This is a genomic window from Leifsonia sp. NPDC077715 (assembly GCF_040686855.1).
In the GTDB taxonomy this organism is placed as follows: Bacteria; Actinomycetota; Actinomycetes; order Actinomycetales; family Microbacteriaceae; genus Leifsonia.
This window is the reverse complement of sequence record NZ_JBFBOG010000003.1, coordinates 344,259-367,908: the sequence shown is the minus strand read 5'-3', so window position 1 is coordinate 367,908 and position 23,650 is coordinate 344,259. Positions and strand designations below refer to the sequence as shown.

Annotated in this window: 22 protein-coding genes; 2 read left to right on the top strand and 20 right to left on the bottom strand. The window is 70.4% G+C overall.

Going from position 1 to position 23,650, the window contains the following annotated elements; genetic code table 11:
- Positions 1 to 8: 8 nt before the first annotated feature.
- Positions 9 to 512, bottom strand: coding sequence for a DUF2004 domain-containing protein (locus tag AB0P25_RS15555; protein WP_363808498.1), 504 nt, complete (start codon positions 510 to 512; stop codon positions 9 to 11).
- A 9-nt stretch (positions 513 to 521) separates the two neighbouring features.
- A complete protein-coding gene (gene ftsY / locus AB0P25_RS15550; protein WP_363808496.1) occupies positions 522 to 1,397 on the bottom strand; it encodes a signal recognition particle-docking protein FtsY in 876 nt (291 codons plus the stop codon).
- Positions 1,398 to 1,435: 38 nt separating this feature from the next.
- On the opposite strand from ftsY, the gene AB0P25_RS15545 reads away from it, so the two are divergent.
- Positions 1,436 to 2,218, top strand: coding sequence for a CHAD domain-containing protein (locus tag AB0P25_RS15545; protein WP_363808495.1), 783 nt, complete (start codon positions 1,436 to 1,438; stop codon positions 2,216 to 2,218).
- Between the two features lie 60 nt (positions 2,219 to 2,278).
- Here the strand turns inward: AB0P25_RS15545 and smc are convergent, their stop codons facing one another.
- From smc to AB0P25_RS15515, 6 genes are all read right to left on the bottom strand, one after another.
- The gene (gene smc, locus AB0P25_RS15540) at positions 2,279 to 5,827 is read right to left on the bottom strand and encodes a chromosome segregation protein SMC (protein ID WP_363808494.1); all 3,549 of its coding nucleotides are present in this window, start codon (positions 5,825 to 5,827) and stop codon (positions 2,279 to 2,281) included.
- A gap of 130 nt (positions 5,828 to 5,957) precedes the next feature.
- Positions 5,958 to 6,665: an ABC transporter ATP-binding protein gene (locus tag AB0P25_RS15535; protein WP_363809321.1), complete on the bottom strand. Its 708-nt coding sequence runs from the start codon at positions 6,663 to 6,665 to the stop codon at positions 5,958 to 5,960.
- Positions 6,658 to 7,569 (bottom strand): ABC transporter ATP-binding protein, encoded by a 912-nt coding sequence (locus AB0P25_RS15530; protein WP_363808493.1) that lies wholly within the window; start codon positions 7,567 to 7,569, stop codon positions 6,658 to 6,660. The genes AB0P25_RS15535 and AB0P25_RS15530 overlap by 8 nt, the downstream gene beginning before the upstream one ends.
- A complete protein-coding gene (locus AB0P25_RS15525; protein WP_363808492.1) occupies positions 7,566 to 8,813 on the bottom strand; it encodes a branched-chain amino acid ABC transporter permease in 1,248 nt (415 codons plus the stop codon). The genes AB0P25_RS15530 and AB0P25_RS15525 overlap by 4 nt, the downstream gene beginning before the upstream one ends.
- Positions 8,810 to 9,817, bottom strand: a complete 1,008-nt coding sequence (locus tag AB0P25_RS15520) for a branched-chain amino acid ABC transporter permease (protein ID WP_363808491.1) — start codon at positions 9,815 to 9,817, stop codon at positions 8,810 to 8,812. The genes AB0P25_RS15525 and AB0P25_RS15520 overlap by 4 nt, the downstream gene beginning before the upstream one ends.
- 115 nt (positions 9,818 to 9,932) lie before the next feature.
- A complete protein-coding gene (locus tag AB0P25_RS15515) occupies positions 9,933 to 11,159 on the bottom strand; it encodes a branched-chain amino acid ABC transporter substrate-binding protein (protein WP_363808490.1) in 1,227 nt (408 codons plus the stop codon).
- Between the two features lie 219 nt (positions 11,160 to 11,378).
- Between AB0P25_RS15515 and AB0P25_RS15510 the strand changes: the two genes are divergently transcribed.
- Positions 11,379 to 12,440 (top strand): GNAT family N-acetyltransferase, encoded by a 1,062-nt coding sequence (locus tag AB0P25_RS15510; protein ID WP_363808488.1) that lies wholly within the window; start codon positions 11,379 to 11,381, stop codon positions 12,438 to 12,440.
- Between the two features lie 9 nt (positions 12,441 to 12,449).
- Here AB0P25_RS15510 and AB0P25_RS15505 read toward each other — a convergent pair whose 3' ends face one another.
- From AB0P25_RS15505 to AB0P25_RS15450, 12 genes are all read right to left on the bottom strand, one after another.
- Positions 12,450 to 12,737 (bottom strand): type II toxin-antitoxin system RelE/ParE family toxin, encoded by a 288-nt coding sequence (locus AB0P25_RS15505; RefSeq protein WP_363808487.1) that lies wholly within the window; start codon positions 12,735 to 12,737, stop codon positions 12,450 to 12,452.
- Complete coding sequence (locus AB0P25_RS15500; RefSeq protein WP_363808485.1) at positions 12,734 to 12,967, bottom strand: type II toxin-antitoxin system ParD family antitoxin; 234 nt, start codon at positions 12,965 to 12,967, stop codon at positions 12,734 to 12,736. Before AB0P25_RS15500 ends, AB0P25_RS15505 begins: the two co-directional genes overlap by 4 nt.
- 35 nt (positions 12,968 to 13,002) lie before the next feature.
- Positions 13,003 to 13,899, bottom strand: a complete 897-nt coding sequence (gene mutM / locus AB0P25_RS15495) for a bifunctional DNA-formamidopyrimidine glycosylase/DNA-(apurinic or apyrimidinic site) lyase (RefSeq protein ID WP_363808483.1) — start codon at positions 13,897 to 13,899, stop codon at positions 13,003 to 13,005.
- Positions 13,877 to 14,590, bottom strand: a complete 714-nt coding sequence (gene rnc / locus AB0P25_RS15490; RefSeq protein ID WP_363808482.1) for a ribonuclease III — start codon at positions 14,588 to 14,590, stop codon at positions 13,877 to 13,879. The genes mutM and rnc overlap by 23 nt, the downstream gene beginning before the upstream one ends.
- A gap of 7 nt (positions 14,591 to 14,597) precedes the next feature.
- Positions 14,598 to 14,801 (bottom strand): 50S ribosomal protein L32, encoded by a 204-nt coding sequence (gene rpmF / locus AB0P25_RS15485; RefSeq protein ID WP_064108731.1) that lies wholly within the window; start codon positions 14,799 to 14,801, stop codon positions 14,598 to 14,600.
- A 2-nt stretch (positions 14,802 to 14,803) separates the two neighbouring features.
- Entirely contained in the window at positions 14,804 to 15,367 is a 564-nt protein-coding gene (locus AB0P25_RS15480; RefSeq protein WP_363808481.1) for a YceD family protein, read from the bottom strand.
- Between the two features lie 11 nt (positions 15,368 to 15,378).
- Positions 15,379 to 17,646 (bottom strand): DUF3488 and transglutaminase-like domain-containing protein, encoded by a 2,268-nt coding sequence (locus AB0P25_RS15475; protein ID WP_363808480.1) that lies wholly within the window; start codon positions 17,644 to 17,646, stop codon positions 15,379 to 15,381.
- Positions 17,636 to 18,970 carry a DUF58 domain-containing protein gene (locus AB0P25_RS15470; protein WP_363808478.1) on the bottom strand — a complete coding sequence of 445 codons (1,335 nt, stop codon included), beginning with the start codon at positions 18,968 to 18,970 and terminating at the stop codon, positions 17,636 to 17,638. The genes AB0P25_RS15475 and AB0P25_RS15470 overlap by 11 nt, the downstream gene beginning before the upstream one ends.
- A 1-nt stretch (position 18,971) precedes the next feature.
- The gene (locus tag AB0P25_RS15465; protein WP_363808477.1) at positions 18,972 to 20,039 is read right to left on the bottom strand and encodes a MoxR family ATPase; all 1,068 of its coding nucleotides are present in this window, start codon (positions 20,037 to 20,039) and stop codon (positions 18,972 to 18,974) included.
- Between the two features lie 8 nt (positions 20,040 to 20,047).
- Positions 20,048 to 20,530, bottom strand: a complete 483-nt coding sequence (coaD, locus tag AB0P25_RS15460) for a pantetheine-phosphate adenylyltransferase (RefSeq protein ID WP_064108726.1) — start codon at positions 20,528 to 20,530, stop codon at positions 20,048 to 20,050.
- Positions 20,531 to 20,615: 85 nt separating this feature from the next.
- Positions 20,616 to 22,847 carry an ATP-dependent DNA helicase RecG gene (locus AB0P25_RS15455; RefSeq protein WP_363808476.1) on the bottom strand — a complete coding sequence of 744 codons (2,232 nt, stop codon included), beginning with the start codon at positions 22,845 to 22,847 and terminating at the stop codon, positions 20,616 to 20,618.
- The gene (locus tag AB0P25_RS15450; protein WP_363808475.1) at positions 22,844 to 23,629 is read right to left on the bottom strand and encodes a hypothetical protein; all 786 of its coding nucleotides are present in this window, start codon (positions 23,627 to 23,629) and stop codon (positions 22,844 to 22,846) included. Before AB0P25_RS15450 ends, AB0P25_RS15455 begins: the two co-directional genes overlap by 4 nt.
- Between the last annotated feature and the right edge of the window lie 21 nt (positions 23,630 to 23,650).

Here is a 23,650-nt window from a genome sequence, read left to right as displayed (position 1 = left end):
AGCGCCGATCAGTGGCCCGATGTCTCGACGTTGACGACGTCGCCGCGGACGTCGAACGACACCGTCAGGACCGCGTCCGTCTCGTCCGGAGCGATGGAGTAGTCGAAGGTGGCGAACACCTCGTCCTCGTCGGCGTGGTCGGCCTGGATGACGACGGTGAGCAGTTGCAGCGATCGCAGCACGTCGATGGCGATGTCGCCGGAGTTGTAGACCAGCAGGTCGAGGAGGTCGTCTCCCAGCTTGTCGACGTGCTCGTCGATGTAGCTGGTCGTGGCCGACTGGCGGGAGCTGAGCTCGGCGATCAGCGCATCCCGCGCCCGGGCGTCGAAGCCCTCCAGGGCCTGAATGAGCGCGGCAGCCGAATCCAGTGCGAACTCCGGCACACCGCTCTCGTCGTCGGCCAGCAGCTCGACCTCGACGGTCTGGTCGCCCAGCTCCACCGTGTCGTCCCAGGCGAGGCCACCGCTCGCCGTCTCGTCGATGAGGCCGAAGAAGTCGTGCTCGATCGCCATGGCGCGACCCTATCCCACCAGCTGCTGGGCGAAGACGTGCGGGGTGAAACCGGTCAGGTCGTTGATCCCCTCGCCCTGGCCGACCAGCTTGATCGGGATGCCGGTCCGCTCCTGCACGGCGAGCACGAATCCGCCCTTGGCCGAGCCGTCGAGCTTGGTGAGGACCAGGCCGGTCACGCCGGCGTGCTCGAGGAACGCCTCGGCCTGCGCCAGGCCGTTCTGGCCGGTCGTCGCGTCGAGCACGAGCAGCACCTCGGCGATCGGCGACTGCTTCTCGACGACGCGCTTGATCTTGGACAGCTCGTCCATCAGGCCGCCCTTGGTCTGCAGCCGGCCGGCGGTGTCGATGATGACGATCTCGGTGCCGTCGTGCTTCGCCTTCTCGACGGTCTGGAACGCGACCGAGGCGGGGTCCTGACCCTGCTGCTGCGGGCGGACGATCTCCGCGCCCGCGCGCTCGGCCCAGGTCGCCAGCTGTTCGACGGCCGCGGCGCGGAACGTGTCCGCCGCGCCGACTACGACCGAGCGGTCGTACGTTCGCAGGAACTTCGCGAACTTGCCGATCGTCGTGGTCTTGCCGACGCCGTTCACGCCGACGACCAGCACGACCGCGGGACGGTCGCTGAGCTTGAGCGTGGTGTCGAGCTTCGACAGGCGCTCCTCGAGCGTTTCGCGGAGCATGCGCTGCAGATCGGCCGGGTCGGTCGTGTGGTAGCGCTCGACCTTCGCGCGCAGGTCGTCGACGACCGCCTCGGTGACATCAGGGCCGAAGTCGGCGGTGATCAGCGCCGTCTCGAGGTCGTCCCAGGTGTCTTCGTCGATGGTCTTCTTGGCGAACAGCCCGCGAAGGGCGCCCGACAGAGACCAGGGGGTGCGGTCAGCCATGATGATCAGATTAGCCGGGCCGGATGTACCGTGTGGTCATGTACGCGCTCGTGGGGGTCTCGGCGGAGCTGGCGGAGCAGCTGGTGGCGATCGAGACCGGCGGCGAGGACGCGGTCCATCAGGCGCGCACGCGGGTGCGGCGGGTGCGCAGCATCCTGAGCGTGTACCGCAGCGCGTTCGATCGCGACGCCGAGCGCCGGATGCGGGCGCGGCTGAAGGGGCTCGGTCATCGGCTGGGCGATGTGCGCGACCTGGAGGTACGAGCCGGAGACCTCGCCGGGCTCGCGGACGAGCAGACGGACCCGGCCGTCATCGAGGCGGTCTCGAGCCTCGCGGCGAGGACGCGCGAACAGCACGAGCGCGCGTTGGACGATCTGCTCCGACTCCTGCGGAGCCGCGGTCACCGGGAGCTGCTGGCCGACCTGCAGCAGTTCGCCGCGACTCCCCCGCTGAGCGACGCCGGGGAGGCGGACCCGGGAAAGGTCGCACGGAAGGGCCTCAAGAAGGCGGTCCGGCGTGTGCGGCGGAGCAACGGGGACGGCCTGGAGCAGCGCCATGCGACCCGCAAAGCGGCGCGGCGGCTGCGCTACGCCGCAGAAGCCGTGGCCGATGAGCACAGGAAACGCGCCGTCCGCCTGGCCGCGGCGGCCGAGACGGTCCAGGATGCGCTGGGCGACCACCGGGACCTCCTCCTGCTGGCACGGCAGCTGCGCGAAGGAGCACCCGACGGACGGCTGGACGCGATCGCCGCCGACTGCGAACGGCGGGCTGCCGACGCGCTGGCGCCCCTCGACGACGCCCTCGCCACCATCACGTGGTGAGTGGATGCTCGAATCCCGCCCGGATGGCGACATGATGTCACCACTCGGAGGCGGGACGCGTCAGCTCGCCTGCTCCTGCGCGACGCGCTGGCCGACGACCGCCGAGACGCCGTCCTGGCGCATCGAGACGCCGTAGAGCGCGTCCGCGATCTCCATCGTCCGCTTCTGGTGAGTGATCACGATGAGCTGGCTGCTCTCGCGGAGGTCTTCGAAGATCGTCAGCAGACGCCCGAGGTTGGCGTCGTCCAGCGCCGCCTCCACCTCGTCCATGATGTAGAACGGGCTGGGCCGCGCCTTGAAGATCGCGATCAGCAGGGCGACCGCGGCGAGCGACCGCTCGCCGCCGGAGAGCAGCGACAGGCGCTCGATCTTCTTCCCCGCCGGCTTCACTGAGACCTCGATGCCGGTGGTGAGCAGGTCGTCCGGGTTGGTCAGCGTGATGCTGCCTTGACCGCCGGGGAACAGGATAGGGAACACGCGCGTGAACGCGGCCTCGGTGTCGGCGAACGCGGACTCGAAGATGGTCTGCATCCGCTCGTCGATGTCCTCGATGATCGTCAGCAGGTCCTTGCGGGTGTTGGTGAGGTCGGTCAGCTGCTCGGTGAGGAACTTGTGCCGCTGCTCCAGGGCGGCGAACTCCTCCAGGGCGAGCGGGTTGACGCGGCCGAGCTGCGCGAGCTTCCGCTCGGCCGCCGCGAGGCGCTTCTGCTGCTGCTCGCGCGCGAAGGGGACGGTCTGCGGTTCAGTGTCCGGATCGGCGTCGGGCTCCTCGCCGCGGGCCACGTCGACCGGGACCGGCACGTCGGGTCCGTACTCGGCGACCAGCACGTCCTCGACCAGCCCGAGCTCGCTGCCCGCACGCTCCAGGAGGCTGGACAGGTGCAGCTTCTTCTCGTAGATCTGCAGCTCGAGGCCGTGCACCGACTCCGTGATGGCCTGCAGGCGTTCCCGGACGGCGTTCTCGTCGCGGCGCAGCGCGGCGAGCTCTTCGTTCTGGCTGGCGCGCTCGGCCTCCGCGGTCGCGAGTTCCACTCGGGCTTGCACAACGCTGCGGTCGACCGACGAGAGCACCGCCGGGAGGGCGGCGATCACCGACTCGGCGGCGTCGAGCTGACGGCGGCGGATGACGGCGCGGCGCGCGGCCTCCTCGGCGGCGGCGCGCTCGGCCTCCAGCCGGCGGGCCAGGGCCTCGCCGCGGGCCTGCTCGGCGCGGACGCGCTCCTTGGCCGTCTCGACGGCCAGGCGCGCCTCGACCTCGGCTTCGCGGGCCGCATCCAGTTCGGCAGACAGCCCGTCGCGGGCACTGACGTCGAGGATGGGGCGGGGACGCGAGCGGGCGGCATCCAGCTCGGACTTCGCCTTCTCGGCCGCCTGCTCGGCTTCTGCCACACGCTCCGCGGCCTGCTCCAGCGCCTTGCTGAGACGGTCGAACTCGGCCTGGGACGCCTCCAGCTGCACCTTCAGCCGGTTCAGCTGCTCGGTGCGCGCGGCGAGCTTCGCGTCGAATTCGCGCAGGGTCGTGAGGGCGGCCTGCGACTGCTCCTTGGCGACCTGCAGCACTCCGCGCTGCTCGGCGAGGGCGAACTTCGCCCGGTCGATGAGCGAGGTGACCTCGCTCAGACGCTCCTGCGCGGCCTCCCGGTCGGCGATGAGCTCGATGCGGCTCTGCTTGGCGCCGGAGCCGCCGCGGAGGACGTGCTCGGTCAGCACGTCCCCGGACGTCGTGATGATGGTCACCGGGCCGCCGAGCGCACGACCGCGGAACGCCTCGAACGCGCGCTGGGCCGCATCCAGGTCCTCGGCGATGGCGGTGAACGCGAGGATGCCGCGGACGCCGGGCGGAGCCTCGACGACCTTCGTCGCCGGGACGACGCCGGTGACACCGGTCAGATCGACGTCGGCCGCCTGGGCGTCGGCGATGACGACCTCCACCCGGCCCAGGTCGCCGGATGCGGCGTGCGCGACGGCGGCGCGTGCGGCCTCCCGGTCGTCGGCGAGCACGGCGTCGGCCAGCGTGCCGAGCGCGGCGGCGATGGCCGCCTCGTTTCCGGGGTGGACGCGGACGTGCTCGGCCACGAGTCCGCGAACGCCGTCGAGACGGGCGGCGACCAGGGCGGCCGAGCCGTCCTTCTGGTCCAGCGCCAGCGAGAGGGCGCTGGTGCGGGCGGCGAGGGCGTCGCGTTCGCGTTCGAGCGTGTGCAGCTCCTCGCGCAGGCGCTCGATCTCGCCCTCCGCGTCGAAGACCGCCGCCTGTGCGAGCTCGTACGCTTCGTCGAGGTCGCCCTCGCCGACATCCGCGGTCGCGGCCTCCGCCTCGCGAGCGGCGAAGTCGGCGCGGGCGCGCTCGCGTCGCTCGGTGGCGGCGTCCAGCGCGTTCTGCTGGCGCAGCACCTCGCCGCGGACGGCCGCGAGCCGCTGGGCGGCCGCCTCGGCCTGACCGTTCAGCTTCGAGATCTCCAGATCGTGACGGGAGACCAGCGCGCTCTGCGCCGCGATCTCCTCATCCACCGCGTCCAGCCGGGCGCGGGCGTTGCGGGTGGCGGCCTGCGCCGAGGTCCACGCCGCCTCCGCCTCGGTCACCACGCCGCGCAGTCGCTCGACCTCGTCGCGGGCGTCCTGGACGTTCTGCGGAGTGACGCTCGGGGCGGCGTCGGAGGAGTCGGCCTGGCTGCCGAGCAGGGCGACGCGCTGGTTCGCGAGCGTGAAGAGCCCGCGAAGCCGCTCCTGCACCGACTCCAGCGCGAAGGCGGTGCTGCGGGCCTTGTCGACCGCATCCCCCACCTGCGCCTGCTCCAGGCGGGTGCGGCGGAGCTGCTTCTGCTCCAGCTGCTCCTGCAGCACGATCTGCTCGCTGTGCCGCTCCGCCTCGGTGCGGCCGTGGGAGTCGAGGGTGCGGCGGAGGGTGACGACCTCGTCCGCGAGGAGGCGCGCTCGCGCATCCCGAACCACTGCGGCGATGGACTGCGCCTCGCGCGCGATCTCGGCCTGGTGCCCGAGCGGCTTGAGCTGGCGGCGGACCTCGCCCGCGAGGTCGCTGAGGCGCGTCAGGTTGGTCTGCATCGCCTCCAGCTTGCGGAGTGTCTTCTCCTTGCGGCGGCGGTGCTTCAGGATGCCGGCGGCCTCCTCGATGAAGCCGCGGCGGTCCTCGGGGCTGGCGTGCAGGACGGCGTCGAGCTGACCCTGGCCGACGATGACGTGCATCTCGCGGCCGAGGCCGGAGTCGCTGAGCAGCTCCTGCACATCCAGGAGCCGGCAGGACTGCCCGTTGATGGCGTACTCGCTGCCGCCGTTGCGGAACAGCGTGCGCGAGATGGTGACCTCGGAGTACTCGATCGGCAGAGCGCCGTCGGAGTTGTCGATGGTGAGCTGCACCTCGGCGCGGCCGAGCGGGCCGCGGGTGGCGGTGCCGGCGAAGATGACGTCCTCCATCTTGCCGCCGCGAAGGGTCTTGGCGCCCTGCTCCCCCATCACCCACGCGAGCGCGTCGACGACGTTCGACTTGCCGGACCCGTTCGGGCCGACGACGCAGGTGACGCCCGGCTCGAAGGCGAACGTCGTCGGCTGCGCGAACGACTTGAAGCCCTTGAGCGTCAGACTCTTCAAGTACACGCAGGCGAATTTACCGGACGTTCACGGCGCGGCCGTGCCGGAACGCCGGTCGACCCACCCCCGAGTACACGAAGAGTGCACGCCCTCTGCGAGGAAAGCGTGCACTCTTCGTGTACTCGATGGAGGTGCGTCACGCGACGCCCAGGTACGCCTCCTTGATCGCCGGGTCGGACAGCAGCTCGCGGCCGGTGCCGGCGCGGGTGATCACGCCGGTCTCGAGGACGAAGGCGCGATGTGCGCGGGCCAGCGCCTGGTTGGCGTTCTGCTCGACCAACAGGACGGTCGTGCCCTGCTTGTTGATCTCCGTCACGATCGAGAAGATCTGGCGGATGAACTGCGGCGCCAGACCCATCGACGGCTCGTCGAGGAGCAGGAGGCGCGGGTTCGACATGAGCGCGCGGCCGATGGCGAGCATCTGTTGCTCGCCGCCGGACATCGTGCCGCCGACCTGCGTCTTGCGCTCCGCGAGGCGCGGGAACAGCCCGAACACGCGGTCGAAGTCCTCGCCCATCTTCGAGCGGTCCTTGCGGCCGAAGGCACCCATGTCGAGGTTCTCCATCACCGTCATGCCCGGGAAGATCCCGCGGCCCTCCGGCGCCTGCGAGATCCCGCGGATCACACGGATGTGCGCCTTCATCTTGGTGATGTCCTCTCCGTCGAAGAGGATGCTCCCCTTCGACGGGTTGAGGATGCCCGAGATCGTCTTCATGGTGGTCGACTTGCCGGCGCCGTTCGCCCCGATGAGGCTCACGATCTCGCCCTCCTCCACGGAGAACGACATGTCGTGGATGGCCTCGATCCGGCCGTAGGAAACGCTGATGTTCTTCAGCTCAAGCAACGTCATCTTCGGGCTCCCCGAGGTAGGCGGCGATCACTTTCGGGTCGTTCCGGATCTCCTCCGGGCTGGCGTCGGCGATCTTGCGCCCGAACTCCAGCACCACGATCCGGTCGGTGACGCCCATGACCAGCTTCATGTCGTGTTCGATCAGCAGCACGGTGTACCCGTCGGCGCGGATGGTGCGGATGAGCTCCATCAGCTCCTCCTTCTCCGCCGGGTTGAAGCCGGCGGCCGGCTCGTCCAGGCAGAGCACCTTCGGGTCCGTCGCCAGCGCACGCGCGATCTCCAGGCGGCGCTGGTAGCCGTACGGCAGCGACCGCGACAGCGAACCCGCGTGGTCGGCGATGCCGACGAACTCCAGCAGCGCCATGCCGCGGTCGATCGACGACTTCTCCTCGCGCTGGTGCCGCGGCAGGCGGAGCAGCGCGCCGGGCACCGAGGTGCGGTGGCGCGCGTCCAGGCCGACGACCACGTTCTCCAGAGCGGTCATCTCGCCGAAGAGGCGGATGTTCTGGAACGTGCGCGACAGGCCCATCCGGGTGATCTGGTGCTGCTTGCGGCCCTTGATGGTCTGGCCCTCCAGCAGCACGTCGCCGCTGGTCGGCTTGTAGACGCCCGTCATCGCGTTGAAGCAGGTCGTCTTCCCCGCGCCGTTCGGGCCGATCAGACCCAGGATCTCGCCACGGCGGATGTCGAACGTCACGTCGTCGAGCGCCGTCAGACCGCCGAACTTCACGGTCAGGTTGCGCACCTCCACGATGTTCTCGCCGACCTCGACCGCGATCTCGCGGTCCGGGGCCGCCGCCTCGGCGACCTCCAGGTCGATGCCCGCGGCCTCCAGTTCGTCCTCGTTAGCGCCGAGCGCCGGCTCCTCCTCGGGAGCGGTGTTGCGTGCGTCCGTCATCGTGCGCCTCCCTTCGCGCCGTCACCATCGAGCGATCCCGCGTCCAGCGTCGCCGTGCCGACCGCCGGGGTGGCCCCGGTCACCGGCCTCGGGCTCCGCTTCGCGGCGTCCACCATCAACCGGTAAGCGTGCCTGCCGTAGGCGAGCAGCTTCTGCCGCGCCGGGAACAGGCCCTGCGACCGGAAGATCATGATCAGCACGAGGGCGATGCCGAAGATGAGGTACTTGTAGTCCGCGATGACGGTGAACCGCAGCGGGATGTACGCCACGATCGCGCCGCCCAGCATCGCGCCGACCTTGTTGCCCGCACCGCCGAGGACGACGGCCGCGAGGAACAGGATCGACGTCTGCACGTCGAACTTCTGGTTGTTGACGAAGCCGACCTGACCGGCGAACAGGGCACCGGAGAGGCCGCCGACGCCGGCGCCGATCGCGAACGCCCACACCTTGTACTTGAAGGTGGGGACGCCCATGATCTCGGCGGCGTCCTCGTCCTCGCGGATGGCGACCCAGGCGCGGCCGACGCGGCTGCGCTCCAGGTTGCCGACGAGCAGCAGGATCACGATGATCACCGTGATCGTCAGCCAGTACCAGGGCACGCCGTTCGAGTTGGAGAAGATCGGCACGCCGTCGGCGTTGGTCCCCGGCGGGTGACCGACGTTCTGGAAGCCGACCTGGCCCTTCATCGCCGGGATGATCGTCGCGAGGATGCGGACGATCTCACCGAAGCCGAGCGTCACGATCGCCAGGTAGTCGCCGCGGAGGCGGAGCGTCGGGACGCCGAGGATGATGCCGAAGGTCATCGTCACCGCGATGGCGACCGGGATCGTCCACAGGTACGGGATCTTGACGAACGGCGAGTCGGGGCTGGTCAGCATCGCCGCGGTGTACGACCCGACGGCGAAGAACGCGACATAGCCGAGGTCGAGGAGGCCGGCGTAGCCGACCACCACGTTCAGACCGATCGCGATGAGCGCGTACACGGCCATCGAGAAGCAGGCCAGCGGCCAGTCGTTGCCGGGCGCGGTGCTCAACGGGAAGAAGTTGAGGTACGGCAGCGCGTACGCCAGCGCGACGACGATCAGCAGCCACGCCCACTGCACGGGGCGGGGCAAGTTGTTCCAGCGGTCGCGGAACTGCTGGAACGGGCCGTTGGCTCGCTTTCCGCGGCCGGCCTCGAACGCGTCGACCGCCTGCTCTTCGCGGCCGTCGGGGAGGACCCGGGGACCTTCCGTCATGCTCATGCGCGGCTCCTTCCGAGCGAGGTGCCCAGGATGCCGCTGGGCTTGACCAGCAGCACGAGGACCAGGACGACGAACGCGACCACGTCGGTCCACTGCGAGTCGCCCAGCAGGATCTGGCCGTAGTTTCCGATGACGCCCAGGAGCAGACCGCCGAGCAGTGCACCGCGGACGTTGCCGATACCGCCGAGGACGGCCGCGGCGAACGCCTTGACGCCCAGGATGAAGCCGCCGTTGTAGATGACGCCCGAGGGGACGAGCATCACGTAGAACAGGGCCGCGGCGCCGGCGAGGATACCGCCGGTGATGAACGTGATCTGGATGATCCGCTCCTTGTTCACGCCCATGAGCGTCGCCGTGTCCGGGTCCTGCGCGACCGCGCGGATCCCGCGACCGGTGCGCGTGCGGCGGATGAACCAGTCGGTGCCCACCATCAGCAGCACCGAGGCGATGACGATGATCAGCTGCTGGCTGTTCACGATCGTGCCGAAGACGTCGAAGATCGGCTGCGGGATGAACATGGTCACCGCCGGCTCCGCGTTCGCGCCCCGGATCAGGAAGATCAGGTACTGGATCGTGAAAGACGCGCCGATCGCGGTGATCAGGAAGACCAGGCGGGGCGCATTGCGTTTCCGCAGCGGCCGGTAGGCGACGCGCTCCAGGATCCACGCGGTCGCTCCCGCCGCGACCATGCCGACGAGCAGCGCCAATATGAGGTCGCCGACGATCGCCGCTGGACTGAGGTTGGGGGCGCTGGGTCCGAAGCCCAGGCTGGTGAGGGTGACGACGACGCCGTAGGCGCCGACGATGAACACTTCGGAGTGAGCGAAGTTGATGAGGTTCAGGACGCCGTACACCAGGGTGTAGCCGACGGCGATGAGGCCGTAGACCGCGCCGAAGGTGAGGCCGTCGAAGGTGGCGCTCCAGAAGTTCTGGACGAGCGCGTTGACGTCGAAGTTGATCCAGGAACTATCGAGGGCGGGATGGAGGACGAGGGTTTCGAGCATTCGAGCATCCAGGGGTTCTGGGCCGGATCACCGTCGATCCGATCGATTTGAAGAGCGTAGTCCGAAAAGAAGGGTGCCGCGGGCCGCTGGGGCCCGCGGCACCCTCCTGGTGTCGTTATTCTCCGATGGTGCCGATCGGGACGATCTTGCCGTTCTCGACCTTGTAGCCGTAGACGGCAGGCGCCTGCAGCTCACCGGTGGCGTCCCACTTGTAGTGCTTGCTGAGGCCGTCGGCGTCGTAGTCCTTCACCCAGGAGAGCAGGTCGGCGCGGGTCGTCTTGCCCTTGTCGATACCCGACAGGAGGACGGTCGCGGCGTCGTAGCCCTCGATCGAGTAGGTGCCCGGCTCGGCGTTCGCGAGCTTCTTGTAGGCGCCCTCGAAGTCGGTGATCAGCTCGCCCGGGATGCAGGGGCAGGTGAAGTACGCGTTGCTGGACGCGTCGCCGGCCAGCTTGATGAACTGGTCGTCCTTCACACCGTCCGGGCCGACGAAGGTGCCCTTGTAGCCCTTGTTGACCAGCTGCTGGTCGAACGGAGCGCCCTCGGCGTAGTAGCCCGCGTAGTAGACCGCGTCCGGCTTCGCGTTGATGATCTTGGAGATCACCGCGGAGAAGTCCTTCTGGCCGGTGGTCACCTTGTCGGTGCCGACGAGCGCGTCGCCGAGCGCCTTCGAGGTCTGGGTGCCGAGGCCGATGCCGTAGTCGGAGTCGTCCTGGACCAGGTAGACCTTCTTGGCCTCCAGCTTGCCGGTGAGGAACTTGGCCGCTGCCGGGCCCTGAACCGCGTCGTTGCCCAGGCCGCGGAAGAAGGTCTTCCAGCCGTTCTGGGTCAGGCCGGGGTTGGTGGCCGACGGGGTGATGTGGACCAGGCCCTGCTGCTCGAAGATGTTGCCGGTGGCCTTCGACTCACCCGAGAACGGGAGGCCGACGACGCCGATGATGTCGGCTTCGTTGACGGCCTGGGTGACCGGACCGGTCGCCTTGTTCGGGTCACCCTCGGTGTCGAACTTCTTGAAAGCGACCTGGCAGCCCTTGTTGGACTCGTTGTGCTGGTCGATCGCCAGCTGGATGCCGTTGTAGATGTTGATACCGAGCTGAGCGTTCGGGCCGGTCTCGGCGCCCACGTAGCCGATGGTCAGGCCAGCAGGACAGGTGGCCTTTCCGTCGCCCGCGGGGAGCACCGCGTCCTTGGGGACATCGACCGACGTGATCGCCGGGATGTCGACCTTGGACGAGTTCCCGTTGGTGGATCCTCCCGTGGACGGCTGGTTCGCACATCCAGCCAGGAGCAGTGCGACTGACGCTGCAACAGCCGCACCGATGGTGACTTTCTTCCGTAGCATCTCTTGCCTCTCGACGTTCAATTCGTCGCGAACGCGGCGTTGTTGCCTCGTCGCACCACGAATAGGTGTGCTGAGACTACCGTGCGCGCAACGAAATGCCACACCATTCGGGATCGGGATTTACACGATCGAAACCAAACCGTTCGGGATGCTTCACACCGCGTAGCGGCCTGGATAGGCTGAAGCCTCTCGTGGACCGGCTCGAGGAGGTGTCGCACCGTGCGCGTGACGCGGCTGCCCATCCCGGATGCGCTCGGCACACCGGAATCGGCCGCGTTCGAAGAGCTCAACGGCGTCCTGAACGGCATCGTGGTCGACCTCTGGGGCGACGAGGACTTCGTCGAGACGGCGGAGCAGGCGCTGGCCGCGTACCGGGAGCAGGAGTACACCGAGCGGATCGTCTTCGTCGCGATCGAGGAGGGCGCGATCGTCGGGCGCGTGGAGGCGATCTTCCCGCTCGACGAGGACTCCGAGACCGTGTCGCTGCTGGTGGACGTGGCGCCGGCGCTGCGCGGACGCGGCATCGGGACGGCGCTGCTCGAGAAGGGCGAGGAGCTGGCGGCCGACGGCGGACGCCGCGTGATCTCGACGTACACCGAGCACCCCGTGCGGACGCTGGAGGGCGCGGACCGGCTGGTGCGCGCACCGGCGGGGACAGCCGGACTCCCCCGCGAGTCGCGGGACGTGCGCTTCGCCCTGCGACACGGCTACACGCTCGGCCAGATCGAGCGGTCGAGCGAGCTGCACCTGCCGCTGCCGCCCGCGCTGGAGGCCGGTCTCACGATGCGGCTGAACGGCTTCCGGCTCGTGTCGTGGTGGGGCGCCGCGCCGGACGACCTGCTGGAGCGCTTCGCTGCGATGAAGGCGCGGATGACGACGGACATCCCGCAGACCGGCATCGCCGTCGACCCCGAGGACTGGGACGGCGAGCGGGTCCGGTCGCAGGAGCGCACCCTGGTGGCGCGCGGCGAGCCGCTGCTCGTGACCGCCGCGGTGCACGAGGCGACGGGCGAGATCGCCGCCTACACGGAGCTCGCGGTGCCGGCGGACGGCACCAAGGCGGAGCAGTACGACACCCTGGTCGCCCGCGTGCACCGCGGCCACCGGCTCGGCACGGCGGTGAAGCTGCGCAACATCCAGGAGCTGGGGCGGCGGGCGCCGCACATCCACCGCATCCTGACCTGGAACGCCGACGAGAACGACCCGATGCTCGCGATCAACCGCGCGTTCGGGTTCCGACCGCACGCGCTGACGGGGCACTGGCAGAAGACGCTGGGGTAGTCGGCGACGTCAGAAGTGCCGCGTTGGATCCATTCGCTGATGAAGGATGCGGATCACGTCCACGCCGCTTTCGCGCGGGAAGTAGAAGACGAGGTGGCTGCCGATGCCGTAGCGGCGGTAACCCGGGCGGATCTCGTCGCACGGATGGCAACGACGGGGATCGTCGGCGATGCGCTCGATGGCCGCCCGAACCTCAGTGATGTACGTCTCTGCCTGCAGAGCGTCCCAGCGGTCTTCTGTGTAGTCCCAGATCAGGGACAGATCCCGTTGCGCCGCCGGGGTGAGGCGATACCTCACGACTTCTTGGCCGCGATGAATGCGTCGAAGTCGAACTCCTCGGGCGAGCCGCTGGTTTCACCCGCGATCAGCGCTGTGCGCAATGCCGCGAGTTGGGTTTCCTGGTCTTCGAGCAGCCGAAGTCCGGCGCGGACCACCTCGCTCGCCGAGCGATACCGGCCCGAGTCGACCTCCTTGGCGAGGAAGTCGGAGAAGTGCTGGTCCAGGCTGATCGAGGTGTTCTGAGCCATGAGACGAGAGTACCAAGAATTGGTACCAGCGGGAATCACCGCAACCGCTGACACCGCGGGCAGAAGTGGGAGCCGCGGTTCATGAACTGCTCGCGGACGATCGGGGTGCCGCAGCGCGGGCACGGCTCGCCCTGCCGGCCGTAGGCGTTGAGGCTGTGGGAGAAGTAGCCCGAGTTGCCGTTCACGTTGACGTACTGAGCGTCGAAGCTCGTCCCTCCCTCGGCCAGCGCCTTCTCGAGCACGTGGCGGATCTCGGCGAGGAGGGTGCGGACCTTCGCGCGGCTCAGCGAGTTCGCCGGCTGGGCGTAGTGGATGCGCGCGGCCCACAGCGCCTCGTCGGCGTAGATGTTGCCGATGCCGCTCACGAGCGTCTGATCCAGCAGGGCGCGCTTGATGCCGGTGTTCTTGCGGGCGAGAGCCGCGGAGAAGCGGGCGACGTCGAACGCCGGGTCCAGCGGGTCGCGCGCGATGTGGGTGACCTGGGTCGGGATCAGCGGCTCGTCGGTGCCGAGACCGCCGTGCGCGCCGTCGTCCGTCGGCACGAGGGAGTCGACCGCCATGGAGCCGAAGATGCGCTGGTCGACGAAGTGCACCCACAGCTCGCCGTGGTCCGGGCTCTCGATGTGCAGGCGGATGCGGAGCAGGCCGGCCTCGGCGGTGCCTGGCTCGCGCAGCAGGATCTGGCCGCTCATCCCGAGGTGGGCGACGATGGCGCGCCGCGGGGTGCCCTCGAGCGGGATCCACAAGAACTTGCCGCGTCGGACCGGTCCCTGCATGGTCCGGCCGGTGAGCAGCGTCTCGAAGGCGCCCGCGATGGGATCATGCCGCTTCAGCGACCGCGGCTCGAAGACCTCCACGCCGAGGATGGTCGCGCCGGTCACCGCGGGGGCGAGTCCGGCGCGGACGACCTCAACCTCGGGAAGCTCTGGCACGTCGTCTCGTCAGTTCCGTCCAGGCGCTGAGCGCCGCGGCCATCTCGGCCTGTTTCTTGCTGGTGCCTTCGCCGGTCGCCGTGACCAGTTCGCCGACCTCGACGGTGGCGTGGAAGGTCTTGGAGTGGTCCGGCCCGGTGTTCGTGACCGTGTAGACGGGCAGACCGGCGCCGCGGTGGGCGGCCGCCTCCTGCAGGCTCGTCTTGGGGTCCATGGCGGCGCCGAAGCGGTCCGGGTCGTCGAGCAGAGGCTCGATCAGACGCAGGACCAGCGCGGTCGCGGCGTCGCCGCCGGCGTCCAGGTAGGTGGCGCCGATGAGCGCTTCCACGGTGTCGGCGAGGATGGACGCCTTCTCGCGTCCGCCGCTCTGGTTCTCGCCGCGGCCGAGCTTCAGGTACTCCCCCAGGCCGATGCCGCGCGCGACCTCGGCCAGCGCGACGGAGCTGACGAGGCTGGCGCGCCGTTTGGCGAGCTCGCCCTCGTCGAGGTGCGGGTTCTCGCGGAACAGCTTCACCGTGACCGCCTGCCCCAGGATCGAGTCGCCGAGGAATTCGAGGCGCTCGTTGTTGGGGATGCCGCCGTGCTCGTAGGCGTACGAGCGGTGGGTCAGCGCAAGCTCGAGAAGCTCGGGGTCGATATCGACCCCGAGCTTCTGGAGGAGTGCAGTGCGGTCTGTGTTCTCAGAGACCACGCGACGATCAGACGTCGGCGACCTTGCGGCCCTTGTACTCGAGGAAGAGGGCGGTGCCCGCCGAGTCCTCGACCACCTTGGCGCGGTGCGGGAGGCTGTAGGTGACCTTGCCGTTCTCGATGGTCTTGACCAGCGTGGGGGCCGAGGCCTTCCACTGCGAACGGCGGGCGTGGGTGTTGGCGCGCGACTGCTTCCGCTTGGGGACGGCCATGGCTATCTCTTCTCTGTGTTCGTTCCGGAAACATCCGGGTGGTCATCGGTGTCGGAAGCCTGGAAACCTGCGAGCGCAGACCATCGAGGATCGATGTTCTGGGTGGGCTCGCGGTCCGGTACATCCGCCAGCCTCTCCCCGGTCTCGGGGTCGAGACCCGGGCAGTCCGGCCGGCACACCGGCTGGAACGGCAGTGACAGCACCACCGCATCCCTGATCAGAGGTTCAAGATCCACGTGGTCGTCGTGAACCTCACAATCGAAAGCTTCGTCAGAAGGATACGCGAAAAGTTCCTGGAAATCGACTTGGACGGGCTGCTCGATGTCGATCAGGCAGCGTCCGCAGACGCCGACGGCGGTGCTCTGGGCGTCCGCGGTGACGAGGATGCCCTCGTGCATCGACTCGAGCCGGAGGTCGAGATCGATGGTCTCGCCCTCGGGAACGCTGATCAGGCCCTCGCCGAGCTTCTCCGTGACCGGGATGCTGATGCGCTGCTCGCGCATGGCGCCGGGATGGCGCATGAGGTCGTACACATTGACGGTGTACGGGGAGTTCTTCGTAGTCACGAGGAACTATTTTACGCGGCGCTCCGGGGTCGTGCGGCGGAAGGCCAGCCCGCTGGCAGCAGAGACACAGGAAGCAGCAGCGCCTTGATGCGGAGCGCGGCGCCCGCCTGCGCCTCCAGCGCGGCGACGACCGCGGTGAGATCGTCCGCGAGACCTCCCGCCCACCGGCGTGTCGGCGGTCCGTACGCGTCGCGCTCGAGCTCCGCGAGCAGACGTTTCACGGCATCCTCCCCCGGCGTGCCGGCGACCGCGACGGCGATCCGGCCGGCAAAGACACGCGGCGTCTCGGTCGGCGGCGCGCTCCATCCCAGGTCGCGGACGGTATCGCGCAGCTCGTCCCAGACGAGGGTGGCGCCGCCCCACTCGTCGTTCAGCTCGTGGAGGCGTCTGCGGCGTCGGAGGCGCCGCCACACCGCGGGGACGAGCAGCGCGGCGATGACGAGGAGGCTCACGCCGATCCCGGTCGCGAGGGGCTGCGCGGTCGACTGCGCGGTGAAGGTGGCGGACCCGGTCTGGTTCGCCGGATCGGTGGGCACCAGCGCCTTGGGCGCCGCGCCGGACGTCGACGTCGAGGTCGGCGCCGGTGCGGCCGCGTCCGTCTGCGGACGGGTGTAGTCCGGGACGGAGCCACGACCGACGGTGGGCTCGAACGGCACCCAGCCGACGCCGGCGAAGTAGAGCTCGGGCCAGGCGTGCAGGTCGTCGCTGGTGACGGTGTACTGGCCGGGGTTCGACGCGGTGCCGCCGCTGGTGGCGCCCGGCAGGTAGCCTTCGGCGACACGCGACGGGATGCCCAGCGTGCGCGCCATGAGCGCCATCGCGGAGGCGTAATGGACGCAGTATCCGCTCTTCACCTCGAGGAAGCGGGCGATGACCCGGGCGCCGTCGCCGTCGAAACCCTGCTTCAGCGGGGTCTGGGTGGAGTACACGAAGCCGTTGTCACGGAAGTAGTCCTGCAGGGCGACGGCCTTGTCGTACTCGGTGAGGGCGTCCTTCGTCGCCTCGAGAGCCGTCTGCTGGATGATCTGCGGCATGCGCGGGGGCAGGAAGAGGTCGCGCTGCACGTCCTGCGGGACGATCCCGCCCGCCGCCTTGAGCTGGTCGGCCGTCGGCTGCAGCACGAGGCTGGTCGCGGTGTACCGCTGGCCCTGCGTGGTGGAGTTGATGCCGCCGATGGTGAGGTCGTCCGGATCCCACGACCAGGTGCCGTTGAGCCCCTTGACCGACTGCACCGGGGCGGGAGCAGGAAGCCAGCGGCTGGTCATCTGATCGATCTCGATGGTCGTGCTGATCTTCGTGGTCTTGACCGCGTCCGAGAGCCCGGCGACCGGCCCGATCGTCGCACCGTCGGTGAGCCGGTTCGTGTCGCGCTCGCGGTGCTTCCACACCGAGCCGGTGAACTGGTCCAGGGAGGCGAGCTTGAGGTACTGGCCGTTCGCCGCGTTGGTCGTGTACGTCAGCGCCCGCACGGCGGCCGGGCGCCGCAGGTCCTTCCCGAGGTCGACCAGCGGTGTCACCGTCCCGCCGATGGAGATGCCGCCGGCGGTGAACGAGGTCGCCCCGCCCTGCTCGAAGCCGGGAGCCGTGCCCGCGAGGATGACGGCGACCGCCACGGCGGAGGCGCCGACCGAGAGCGCTGCGCCCGGACGCGGCGTCGCGGACCGCCTCGTGCGGACGTCGCTGCGCAGCAGCCACAGGTACGCGGCGGCGGAGGCGGCGAGGGCGAACGGATCGAGGCCGTCGCCCAGAAGCGCGCCCGGCACCACGAGCACCGCGGCGACCGCCAGCGCCGTGAAGGCGGGCGTCCGGATGGCGACCGCGAGCGTGTCGAGCATGAGGGCGAGGAGGCAGCCGCCGCCGACGACCAGGAACAGGAACTCGGGCAAGGCTTCCGCCGGAGTCCCCTGCTGGTAGATGGAGAGCATCGCCTGCTGCAGGTACTGGCCCCAGCCGGCGACGGTCGCGGGCGTCGGGATGAGGCCGAGCAGCCCGGTCCCGCGCCCGAACGCCGCAGTCATGATCGCCGCCGACTCGACCAGCAGGAGCACCGGCACGACGCCGCGCGGCACGCCCAGGCTCCGGAGGCCGGCGCCGGTGACCAGCACCAGCGTGGCGGTCCCGACGAGGGCGAACCACCACCCGAAGCCCTGGATGAGGCCGACGAGCGCGTAGCTGATCGCCAGCACCTGGAGGGTCATCGCGCCGGTGAGGCGCCAATAGCCGACACGGCGGCGGGCGGCGACCCGGGGGACCGCGAGCGCGAGCGATTCAGTCGCCACCGGACACCACCCTCGCCCGTTGCCGGTGCATCGCGCGCAGCCAGCACTCCGCCGGGTCGTCCCCGGCGCGGAAGGTCACGCACAACCACCCGGCGTCGCCGAGCACGTCGATCACGTCCGGCGCGACGGAGTCCGCGACGAACGCGACGGCGGGGTCGCCCATCGAACGCAGCGACGCCAGTGCGCCCAGCTCCCCCGGCGCGCCGGCGAGGACGGCGAAGACCGGGACGGCACGGCCCGCCTTGCGCAGCCCCGCACCGAGTTCGGAGACGGCGTCGTCCCGCTCGACAGGCGTCGCCTCGACGGCGGCGAGGTCGGCGAGCAGCATCCGGTCGGCGCTTCCGGTGTCGTAGGTGGCGGTGGTCGACCCGAGCGTGCCCGTGCGGCCCGCGCCGCTGCGGCCGGAGAGCTGTCGCTCACCCGTCTCGACGACGCTGAGCACGAAGCCCTCGTCGAGCAGGTGGACGCCGATCGACGCCACGAGGTCGACCAGCGTCTCGAACTCGGCGGCCTCCGCGGTGCCGGCCGGGCCCGCGGGAACGGCGCGCGTGTCCATCAAGAGCCACGACTCGGGGTTGCTGCGCTGCTCCTCCTGCCGCACCATCAGCTGGTCGTGCCGGGCGGTCGCGCGCCAGTGCACGCGGCGCAGCGGGTCGCCGGGCCGGTACTCGCGTGCGATGAGCTCGTCGGCGCTCGGGATGCTGTGGCGCAGGAGCTCGTGCTCCGTGCCTTCGCTGTGGGCCACATCCAGCTCGCCGCGGGACAGCGGGACGACGCGCGGCGTGACGAGCAGCTGGCGCGGCTGGCCGATCGCGTACTCGGCGTAGGCCACGCCGAAGGGATCGGTCCGGCTGACGATCAGCGGGCCGACGGCGTGCGCGCCGCGGCGCTCCGGAACGACGTCCTGCCGCAGCACGACCGTGTCCCGCCCGCGGACGGCGTCGGGCTGGTGCGCGCCGAGGCGCGGGAACGGCGCCGATGGCTGCACGCCCACGACGGCGGGGGCCGACTCGCGCCAGCGCGCCGCCGGGCTGGGACGCGGTGACTGGTTGCGCGCGGCGGTCACGATGGTCGTCCGCTCGCCCACGGCGACCACGTCGGGATGGAAGCTCCGCGTCACGGTCAGTCGCGGCCGGTCGACGGTCACCGAGATCATGGCCGCGAGCGGCAGCACGGTGAGGAACACGCCGACGAACAGCACGTCGGTGCGGCCGAACAGCGCCGACGCGATGAGGGCCAGGACGCCGACGGCGCCGAGGGTCCAGCCGCGCGCAGTCGGGCGCGGCCGCTTCAGCGGCGACGAGGCGCGACCACGGCCCGGCACGCTAGCGCCCGGTTCCCCGCACCGGCGCAGACGAGCCGGAACCGACCGGGACGGGCGTCGACGAGACGATCCGGCGCACGATGTCCGCGATCACGGGCGCGCTCTCGTGGTGGTGACCGAGCGCACGGCTGGTGGGCAGGAGGCGGTGACCGAGCACCGGCACGGCCAGCGCGTCCACGTCGTCCGGGAGCACGAAGTCGCGGCCCGCCAGTGCGGCCATCGCCTTGGCGGCGCGGATGAGCTGCAGCGTGGCCCGCGGGCTTGCGCCGAGGCGGAGGTCGCGATCCTCGCGGGTCGCGCGCACGAGATCCACCGCATACTGCTTGACCGGCGTCGAGGCGAACACGCTGCGCGCGGTCACCATCATCGCCCGCAGCTCGTCCGACGTCACGACGGGACGGATGCGCGAGAGCGGGCTCGACGTGTCGCGGGTGGTGAGCATGGCGAGCTCGGAGTCCCCGTCGGGGTACCCCATCGCGATGCGGGCCATGAAGCGATCCCTCTGGGCCTCGGGCAGGGCGTACGTGCCCTCCATCTCGACCGGGTTCTGCGTCGCGACGACGATGAACGGCGCGGCGAGCGGATAGGTCGACCCGTCGACCGTCACCTGGCGCTCCTCCATGCACTCCAGGAGCGCCGACTGCGTCTTGGGGCTGGCGCGGTTGATCTCGTCGCCGATGACGATGTTCGCGAAGATGGCGCCCGGCTTGAACTCGAACCGCCGCTCCGCCTGGTTGTAGACCGACACGCCGGTCACGTCGCTGGGCAGCAGATCGGGCGTGAACTGGATGCGGCTGACGCTGCAGTCCACCGACTTCGCCAGCGACTTCGCGAGCATGGTCTTGCCGACACCGGGCACGTCCTCGATCAGCAGGTGCCCCTCGGCCAGCAGCACGACCAGCGCCGTCTGCACCGCCTCGTGCTTGCCGTCGATGACCGACTCCACGTTGGCGGTGATCTGCTCGGCAGCGCGGCGCAGCTCGTCCAGGCCCATGCCGGGGGCGGCGCCCGTCTCCTCCTCGGGCGCGACGGAGGACTCGGTGGGCTGGCGCGTCGCGTAGCTGTTCATGACTGGCCTCACGTCTCCTGGAGGTACTCGTGCACGGCCGGCGGCACGTACGGGCTGACGTCGCCGCCGAGGGCGGACACCTGGCGCACCAGCGAGCTCGACACGTGCGCGTTCGCCGGATTGGGCAGCAGGAACACGGTCTCCACATCGGCCAGGTGGCGGTTGACGATCGCCATCGGCGTCTCGTAGGTCACATCCACCTGCGAGCGGATGCCCTTCACCAGCACGTGGGCGCCGACGTCGGTGCAGTAGTCGACGAGCAGCCCGACGGACCAGGACGCGATGACGATGTTGCCGACGATCCCCGCGTCCTCGATCGACTTCTCGATGAGGGCGACCCGCTGCGCGATGGGCAGCAGAGCCGTCTTGTCGGGGTTGTGGACCACCACGACGTGGACTTCGTCCCAGATCCGGGCGGCACGCTCGATCACGTCGAGGTGCCCGAGGGTGACCGGGTCGAACGATCCAGGGACAACGGCGATCCTGTTCATAGACCTTCAGACTATCCCGCGGAAACCGGCATTTCGTTGTGAATCCGTTACCAACGGGTTTCGCCCGGATGGCGGTCCGGCGGCGCTAGGACTTGCCCAGGAACGCCCTCTCGCTCTCGTCCAGCCGGCGGGCGAGCGCGGCGGCGAGGGCGGGATGCTGCGCGAGCGCCGGGTCGCCCTCCAGCGTCTCCTCCGCCGCGACCCGGGCCTCGGCGATGAGCTCGCCGTCGGAGACCACCCGCAGCAGCCGCAGCGACGACCGGCCGCCCGACTGGCGACTGCCGAGCACGTCGCCCTCGCGCCGCAGATCGAGGTCGACGTTCGCGAGCTCGAAGCCGTCCAGGGTCGCGGCCACCGCATCCACGCGTTCGCGGGCCAGGCTGCCCTGCTCGGCGGCCGTGACGAGCAGGCACAGGCCCGGGATGTCGCCCCGGCCGACCCGGCCGCGCAGCTGGTGGAGCTGCGAGACGCCGAAGCGGTCCGCATCCAGCACCACCATCGCCGACGCGTTCGGGACATTGACGCCCACCTCGATGACGGTCGTCGCGATGAGCAGGTCGATGCTCCCCGCGGCGAACGACCGCATCACCTCGTCCTTCTCCTCGGACGGCAGGCGCCCGTGGAGGACGCCGATGCGGGCGTCGCGGAACAGCGGGTCGGCCCGCACCTGCGCGGCGACGGACTCGACGTTCGCGATCGGACGGGGCGGGGCGCCGTCGGCCGTCTCCTCGGGCGGTTCCGGGTCTTCGCCGTCGTCCTCGGCGTCCCTGCCCGAGATGGCCGGGCACACGACGAAGACCTGGCGGCCCTTCGCGATCTCCTCCGACGCACGCTCCCAGATGCGCCGCTCCCACCCAGGGCGGTCGGCGAGCGGCACCACGAAGCTCTCGATCCCCTGCCGGCCGGCCGGCAGCTGCGCGATGGTCGACACGTCGAGGTCGCCGAACACCGTCATCGCGACCGTCCGCGGGATGGGCGTGGCGGTCAGCACCAGAACGTGCGGCGGCGTCCCGCCCTTCGCCCGCAGCGCCTCCCGCTGCTCGACACCGAAGCGGTGCTGCTCGTCCACGACGACGAGCCCGAGGTCGAAGAACGTGACCGCCTCGCCCAGCAGGGCGTGCGTGCCGACGACGATGCGCGCCTGCCCCGAGACCGTCCGGAGCAGGGCGCGCTTGCGCTCGGCGGCGGAGAGCTGACCCGTGAGAAGGGTCGGCATCAGTTGCGCTGACAGGTCGGGGCCGAGCATCGCGGCGATCGAACGCAGGTGCTGCGCCGCAAGCACCTCGGTGGGGGCGAGCAGCGCGGACTGGCCGCCGGAGTCGGCGACGGCGAGCATCGCCCGCAGAGCCACGAGCGTCTTGCCCGAGCCGACTTCGCCCTGCACCAGCCGGTGCATGGCCGCGGTGCCGGCGAGGTCGCGTTCGATCTCGCCGCCGACCACATCCTGGTCCCCGGTCAGCGAGAACGGCAGCGCGGCGTCAAACCGCTCCAGCAGGCCGCCCGGTACCGCGACGCGCGGTGTGGCCGCGGCCTCCCGCGTCGCCGCCCGCTGCTGCAGCAGGGCCGCCTGCAGCACGAACGCCTCTTGGAACCGCAGCGAATCGCGCGCCCGCTGCCACTCGGAGTCCTTCTGCGGGCGGTGGATGCCCTCCAGCGCATCCCGGAACGGCACCAGCCCGCGCTCGACGACCACGGCGTCGGGGACGGGATCGGGCACGGACCCGAGCGCGTCGAGGGCCAGGCCGACCGCCTTCTGCACCTGCCAGCTCGCGACCGTCCCCGTCGCCGGGTAGATCGGGATGGGCGTCATCGCCCAGTCCTTCGCTGCGGCGCTGCCGGGGCTCACCGCGTTCTCGGCGTCCGGCTCGAACAGCTCGTAGTCGGGATGCGCCAGCTGCAGCGCGCCGCGGTAGGCGGAGACCTTGCCCGCGAAGATGCCGCGCACCCCCGGAACGAGCTCGCGTGAGCGCCACGCCTGGTTGAAGAACGTCAGCGTGAGGATGCCCTCGCCGTCCGAGATCTTCACCTCGAGGATGCTGCCGCGGCGCGCCCGCATCGGACGTTCCTGCACGCGCAGCACCTCGGCGATGATCGTCACGTTCTCGTCCAGCGGGAGGTTGGCGAGAGCCGTCAGCTCCCCGCGCTTCGCGTAGCGGCGCGGATAGTGGCTGAGCAGATCGGCGACGGTGCGCATCCCGAACGCCTTCTCGAAAGCCGACGCCGTGCGTCCGCCGAGCACTCCGGTCAGCCGGGTATCGAGGCCGACCGCGCCCGCGTCGGCGGACCCGGGGCCGGCCGGGGCGGAAGCGGAGGTCATGACTCGATCGTATGCGCCTCGTCCGACGTCTCGCCCGCACGCTCGGCGTCCCGTCGTTCGACGGCCGCGCCCAGGACGGCCAGCTCGTCCTCGACCGCCTTCTCCCCCGGGCGCTCGTCCTGCAGCCGCCGCTGCAGCGCCAGGGCCTCGTCGACGCGGCCGAGCTCACGCAGGGCCCGGCCGGTCGCCCACTGCGCGGCGAACCGCTGGTCGACTGTGCCGAAACGGTCGGCGTAGTCCGCCGCATCCTCGAACGACACCAGAGCGGCCTCGGCGTCGCCGTCGTCGAGGCGGGCCCAGCCGCGCAGGTCGTGGAGCACGACCCCCCAACGCAGGACGCGCGGGTCGCCGGTGGCGGCCAGGTCGGCAAGGCCCTCCTCGATCCACTGCTCCGTGTGCGGCCGGTCGGCCTCGGCCAGCGCGAGCGCGGTCTCGACCGCGAGGGCGATGTCCGCATCCCGCCGCGCAGCCCGGAGCGCCGCCTCCAGCAGCGGGACGGCCTCGTCGGGCCGATCGGCCGCGAGCCGGACGCGACCCCGTTCGAGCAGCACCCGCACCTCCAGCACGCCGTACGCGGGCTCCAAGGAGTCGAGCAGGGCCTCGGCCTCTTCGATGCGCCCCTGGAGGCCGAGCGCGCGGGCGCGCTGCGTCTGCAGCTCGGCCCGGACGACCTCCGATCGTGCCGGTTCGGCGGCGGCGGCGGCCAGCCGTTCGGCGGAGGCGATCGGGTCACCGGGGAGCCACAGGGCGTCGAGCTCTGCCTGCTCCAGGCGTTCCTCCATCTCCACATTCTGGCCGCTCGT

Coding starts and splice junctions, on each gene's coding strand:
- AB0P25_RS15555 (WP_363808498.1), bottom strand. CDS start 512: ATGGCGATCGAGCACGACTTCTTCGGCCTCATCGACGAGACGGCGAGC.
- ftsY (WP_363808496.1), bottom strand. CDS start 1,397: ATGGCTGACCGCACCCCCTGGTCTCTGTCGGGCGCCCTTCGCGGGCTG.
- AB0P25_RS15545 (WP_363808495.1), top strand. CDS start 1,436: ATGTACGCGCTCGTGGGGGTCTCGGCGGAGCTGGCGGAGCAGCTGGTG.
- AB0P25_RS15530 (WP_363808493.1), bottom strand. CDS start 7,569: ATGACGGACGCACGCAACACCGCTCCCGAGGAGGAGCCGGCGCTCGGC.
- AB0P25_RS15525 (WP_363808492.1), bottom strand. CDS start 8,813: ATGAGCATGACGGAAGGTCCCCGGGTCCTCCCCGACGGCCGCGAAGAG.
- AB0P25_RS15520 (WP_363808491.1), bottom strand. CDS start 9,817: ATGCTCGAAACCCTCGTCCTCCATCCCGCCCTCGATAGTTCCTGGATC.
- AB0P25_RS15515 (WP_363808490.1), bottom strand. CDS start 11,159: ATGCTACGGAAGAAAGTCACCATCGGTGCGGCTGTTGCAGCGTCAGTC.
- AB0P25_RS15500 (WP_363808485.1), bottom strand. CDS start 12,967: ATGGCTCAGAACACCTCGATCAGCCTGGACCAGCACTTCTCCGACTTC.
- rpmF (WP_064108731.1), bottom strand. CDS start 14,801: ATGGCCGTCCCCAAGCGGAAGCAGTCGCGCGCCAACACCCACGCCCGC.
- AB0P25_RS15465 (WP_363808477.1), bottom strand. CDS start 20,039: ATGAACAGCTACGCGACGCGCCAGCCCACCGAGTCCTCCGTCGCGCCC.
- coaD (WP_064108726.1), bottom strand. CDS start 20,530: ATGAACAGGATCGCCGTTGTCCCTGGATCGTTCGACCCGGTCACCCTC.
- AB0P25_RS15455 (WP_363808476.1), bottom strand. CDS start 22,847: ATGACCTCCGCTTCCGCCCCGGCCGGCCCCGGGTCCGCCGACGCGGGC.
- AB0P25_RS15450 (WP_363808475.1), bottom strand. CDS start 23,629: ATGGAGGAACGCCTGGAGCAGGCAGAGCTCGACGCCCTGTGGCTCCCC.